Annotated in this window: 3 protein-coding genes; 2 read left to right on the plus strand and 1 reads right to left on the minus strand. The window is 28.4% G+C overall.

The window, feature by feature from the left end; genetic code table 11:
• Window positions 1–172 precede the first annotated feature (172 nt).
• Window positions 173–2,377, minus strand: a complete 2,205-nt coding sequence (locus ABY298_RS15595) for a DNA mismatch repair protein MutS (RefSeq protein ID WP_372746975.1) — start codon at window positions 2,375–2,377, stop codon at window positions 173–175.
• A 59-nt stretch (window positions 2,378–2,436) separates the two neighbouring features.
• On the opposite strand from ABY298_RS15595, the gene ABY298_RS15600 reads away from it, so the two are divergent.
• The gene (locus tag ABY298_RS15600) at window positions 2,437–3,102 is read left to right on the plus strand and encodes a uracil-DNA glycosylase (RefSeq protein WP_372746976.1); all 666 of its coding nucleotides are present in this window, start codon (window positions 2,437–2,439) and stop codon (window positions 3,100–3,102) included.
• Between the two features lie 61 nt (window positions 3,103–3,163).
• Window positions 3,164–3,359: hypothetical protein (locus ABY298_RS15605; protein WP_372746977.1), on the plus strand; the 196-nt coding region annotated here is incomplete at its 3' end.

Consider the following 3,359-nt stretch of genomic DNA (forward strand, 5'->3'; position numbering starts at 1 on the left):
ATTTGTTATAAAATAATGAAAAGATAAGGCAATAGTTGTCCAAAGTAAAAAAACAAAAATAGCTTTACTATTTAGTAGCATGAATAATAATGTTTTGCATGCTAAATTTAAGTATTTTTTCCTTTAAATCAAATATAAAATGGTATGTATGAAATAATTAGATTTTTGAGAATTAATTTTTGGCTGCTTGTACCAATTCTAATTTATTTAAATTTGCTTTTGTAGTAAATATACCGTAATTAATAAAGGCGTTATTTTTTTCAATTTTATCAATAGTTCCTATAGAATTACTATCAATAATACGTACTCTATCGTTAATTTTAAAAACGTAATCAGCCTTTTGTTTAGCAACTATTTTTTCAATTTTAATTTTTTCTTCACGTACTTTTTCAACTTCTACCAATACTTCCTTTTCAACCGTTTTTAGCTTTTCTTCGGCTTGTTTTTTCTCAACAGTTAATTTTTTCTTTTCAACTTTGGTTTTAGGTTTTGGCGGATTCTTTTTTAAGTATTTTGTTTTTTCTACCACCAACCAATTGTTAAAATCGGCAGTTAATTGTTTTTTATTATTGGTTTGAAAATATTTATGCAGTAACTCATTTATTTTTCTACCATATTGCAACATTTTTTGGTTGCTATCATACAATTCCTGAAAGCTCTCTAATTTTTCCTGAATTTTTTGTTGCTTTTCAGTTAAACTTCCTGTTTGTTCAATGGCTTTAGATTTCTCTTGCTCTAAACTTTCAGAAGTTTTTTGTAGTTTATTTCGCTCTTTTTGAAGATTAGAAATTGTTTTATCTAAACGCACTTTTTCGCCTTCAACACGTTTTTTTGCTTTGTTAATTAAACTATACGGAATTCCGTTTTTTTGAGCAACTTCAAAGGTAAAGGAACTACCAGCCTGACCAATAAATAATTTAAACTTTGGTTCTAATGTTTTTTCATCGAACTGCATATTGGCATTAGAAACGTTTTCTAATTCACTAGCCAACACTTTTAAGTTTGCATAATGGGTGGTAATAATTCCAAAGGCTTTTTTTTCGTAAAATTCTTCTAAAAAAATTTCAGCCAAAGCACCACCTAATTCAGGATCACTACCAGTTCCAAATTCATCAATTAAAAAAAGTGTATTTTCATTACAGCGTCTTAAAAAGGTTCGCATATTTTTTAAGCGATAACTGTAAGTACTTAATTGATTTTCAATAGATTGGTTGTCTCCAATATCTGTTAGTATTTTATCGAAAATGTATGTTTCAGAACGTTCATGAACAGGAATTAACAAGCCACTTTGTAGCATTACTTGCAATAAACCAATGGTTTTAAGTGTAATACTTTTTCCACCAGCATTTGGACCAGAAATTACAATTATTTGTTGCTGTTCGTTTAACTCTAAAGTTTGAGAAATAGTAGGAATATTTTTACTATTATTTTTCAATAATAATATTGGGTGAAAAGCATCTCTTAAAAACACTTTTTTCTCCTTGGTAATTTTTGGCAAACATGCATTTATTTTTTTACCATATTTAGCCTTTGCTCCAATTACATCTAACTTGGTTAAATATTTTTGATATTCTATTAAATGCGGTACAAAAATGCGTAAACTATTCGTTAATTCTTTTAAAATTCTAACAATTTCTTCGTGTTCATCAAACAATAAATTTTGAAGTTCTCGGCTGTATTGCAAGGTAGCTTCAGGAGCAATATACACAATACTTCCTGTTTTAGAACTTCCTAATAAACTACCACGAACTTTTCTTCTGTGCATTGCTTGTACTGCCAAAACACGCTGATTATCTACTACAGACTCTCTAATTTCATCTAAATATCCAGAGCTGTTGTAATATGCAAGTGCTTTAGTAAAACTGGCACTTATTTTTCCTCTAACACTGTTTATTTCACTTCTAATTTGCTTTAAAGTTGGTGAAGCATTGTCATTAACCTCAGCAAATGGAGTGATGTACTTTTCAATATTTTCAACAATAAATTTTTCGTATTCAATTTCTTCAGATTTTAAGAAAAGAGTTGGGTAGTATTCTTTAAATTTTTTGAAGAATTTTAAAAGTTCAAAAACGGTAGAGGCATTGTTGGCAATACGTAAAAAAGCAGCAGGTTCTAAATAACTATTTTCAATTTTTAATAAATGAATTTCCTTATGAATATCATCAAAATAGTGATTTGGAATTCTATTTTCATTTACAAATGATGATAGGTATTCATTTACCTGTAAAAGCTCTAGTTGTAGTTTTTCTCTATTTCTAATTGGCTTAATTTTAGCCGAAGCTTCTTTACCCAATTCAGAAATACATAATTCCCGTACCGATTTTAAAATGGTATTAAATTCTAAATCATTTAATGTTTTTTCTGAAATGTTACTCATAGAAAAGTGCTACTTTTGAAAAGTTTTACAAAAATAGACAATTAACCCAAATAGTTATAATGAAAGTACAAATTGCTGAAAGTTGGAGAAATATACTTAAAGATGAGTTTGAAAAGCCTTATTTTAAGGAGCTTACAAATTTTGTAAAACAAGAATACAGCACAAATACTTGTTATCCGGAAGGAAATAAAATTTTTGAAGCCTTTAATTTATGCGAATTCAACAATTTAAAAGTAGTTATTATTGGTCAAGATCCCTATCACGGACCCAATCAAGCACATGGATTGTGTTTTTCTGTGAATGAAGGAATTGTACATCCACCATCATTAATAAATATTTTTAAAGAAATTGAAAATGATATTCAAATTCCATATCCTAAAAGTGGAAATTTAGAACGATGGGCAACCCAAGGAGTTTTATTGCTAAATGCTACGCTAACGGTAAAAGCTCATGAAGCAGGATCGCATCAAAAAAAAGGTTGGGAACAATTTACAGATGCTGTAATTAAAACAATTTCAGAGAAAAATGAAAATGTTGTTTTTTTACTTTGGGGAGGTTATGCCAAAAAGAAAAGCAGTTTAATTAACGCAAAAAAACATTGTATATTAACAAGCGGTCATCCGTCTCCACTAAGTGCTAATAGAGGTTATTGGTTTGGTAATAAGCATTTTAGTGAGGTAAATAAATATTTAAAATCCAATAACTTACCAGCGATAAATTGGTGATGGATATCATACATTTAAATGTAAAATTCTTTTATTTTTACCCAAATAAATAAAATAAATAATGAAAAATCAGATAAAATTTTTAGCAGTTCTAATTTTAATTTTTACACTATCTACAAGTTGCAAAGATAAAGAAGGTTATAAAAAAATAGATTCTCCTTTAGAAACCGTTACTAACGATCTTCATAAAATTGTTGTAAACGAAAAAGTTGATGGTGGTGCGTATGTTTATTTAAATGTGGCTGAAGGTGATAAAA

The sequence above is a fragment of the Lutibacter sp. genome (genome assembly GCF_041596795.1).
Taxonomy (GTDB): domain Bacteria; phylum Bacteroidota; class Bacteroidia; order Flavobacteriales; family Flavobacteriaceae; genus Lutibacter.